This is a genomic window from Armatimonas sp. (assembly GCF_043760365.1).
Lineage (GTDB): Bacteria > Armatimonadota > Armatimonadia > Armatimonadales > Armatimonadaceae > Armatimonas.
Window position 1 is genome coordinate 1 of sequence record NZ_JAYUPA010000353.1, and the last position, 1847, is coordinate 1847.

The 1847-nt window shown below is 60.7% G+C and carries 1 protein-coding gene; it reads left to right on the plus strand.

Going from position 1 to position 1847, the window contains the following annotated elements; genetic code table 11:
• Positions 1 to 7 precede the first annotated feature (7 nt).
• Complete coding sequence (locus ACH2EH_RS08580) at positions 8 to 1708, plus strand: rhamnogalacturonan lyase (protein ID WP_395140779.1); 1701 nt, start codon at positions 8 to 10, stop codon at positions 1706 to 1708.
• Positions 1709 to 1847: the final 139 nt, after the last annotated feature.

A 1847-nucleotide genomic window follows, 5' to 3' on the forward strand; every position in this document is an offset into this window, starting at 1 on the left:
CGCGGCAATCGCGCCGGGGCCGACACGGCAGCTTGAGACACTGGATCGCGGTCTGGTGGCAGTGCGCGATAGTGCGGGAAATGCCTTTGTGAGCTGGCGTGTGCTGGGCACTGAGGCACCGAGTCTCGGCTTCACGCTCTGGCGCGATGGGAAAAAACTGACTCCCAAGCCGCTGACTGGGGCGACCTGCTTTGTGGACAAAGAGGCTCCGGCGGGCGCGCGCTACACCGTGCAGGCGGGCGGTAGCGCACCGAGCAAGCCCGTGGCTCTCTCCGAGATGCCCTATCTCAATATTCCACTCCGGACCCCGGTAGGCTACATGCCTAATGATACGTCGGTGGGGGATTTGGATGGCGATGGCGCGCTGGAGCTAGTTGTTCACATGACCGGACGTGCCAAAGATAACTCCCAATCCGGCCCGACGGATCCGCCGATCCTGCAAGCCTACACACTCGACGGGAGATTTCTCTGGGAGATCAATCTCGGTAAGAACATCCGCGAGGGGGCACACTATACCCAGTTTTTGGTATACGACTTCGACGGGGATGGTAAGGCTGAGATTGCTTGTAAGACTGCGGATGGCACCGTAGACGGCGTCGGTAAGGTGATCGGGGAGGCGAGCAAGAGCTGGGCCAACGACAAAGGCTATATCCTAGAGGGGCCGGAGTTTCTGACGATCTTCGAGGGCAAGACGGGCAAAGCGCTCGCCATGACCGACTATGTCCCGGCGCGCGGGAAAGTCGCCGACTGGGGCGATAACTACGGCAACCGGGTGGATCGGTTTCTGGCCGGTGTTGCGTATCTGGATGGCAAGCGCCCTAGCCTGATCTTTAGCCGGGGCTACTACACCCGAACGGTGCTGGCCGCCTGGGACTGGTGCGACGGAAAGCTCACACAACGCTGGGTCTTCGACTCGGAGAAGCAGGCCGACCCGAAAAAATGGCGCGGGCAGGGCAACCATAATCTCTCCGTGGGGGATGTGGACGGCGACGGTAAAGACGAGGTGATCTTTGGCGCGATGTGCATTGACGACGACGGCACGGGGCTCTATTCCACAGGCCTCGGGCACGGCGATGCACTCCATCTCTCCGACATTGACCCTAGTCGGCCCGGCCTTGAGGTCTTCGATATCCATGAGCACAACAACCACCAGGCAGGCGCGGAGCTACGCGATGCCCGCACGGGAGCGCTTATTTTTGGAAAGTCCTGCCCCGACGTGGGCCGTGGTGTTGCTTTTGACATAGACCCGCGCTACCCCGGCTACGAGCTGTGGGCATCGGGTGCGGGCCTGAGTGGGGTCTGGAATGTGAAAGGGGAGACAATCTCGAAGAACAAGCCGCGCTCGTGCAACTTCGGGGTCTGGTGGGACGGGGATTTCCTGCGTGAGCTACTGGATAGCAACCGTATCTCTAAGTGGGACTGGATCGGCGAGACGGAGAAGAACCTCCTCACTGCGGAGGGCTGCGTGAGTAACAATGGCACCAAGTCCACCCCCGCCCTCTGCGCCGATATTCTGGGCGACTGGCGCGAGGAAGTGATCCTGCGAACTCTCGATGGCAAGGCGCTACGTATCTACACCACCACGATCCCCACGACTCACCGCCTCACGACACTTCTTCACGATCCGCAGTACCGCCTCAGTGTCGCCTGGCAAAATGTCGCCTACAATCAGCCCACTCAGCCGGGTTTCTACCTGGGAGAGAAGTAAGGGCGGCGATACAATGGCGCTATGGCTGCACTAACCCAATCCGATCCCCTGCTCCTGCGTTTCCCCTTTGCCGGAGACACGCAGCTACGCCTGCGTCCCCGGCTGGACATGGCCGACACCGCTGATTTTTTCCAGTTCT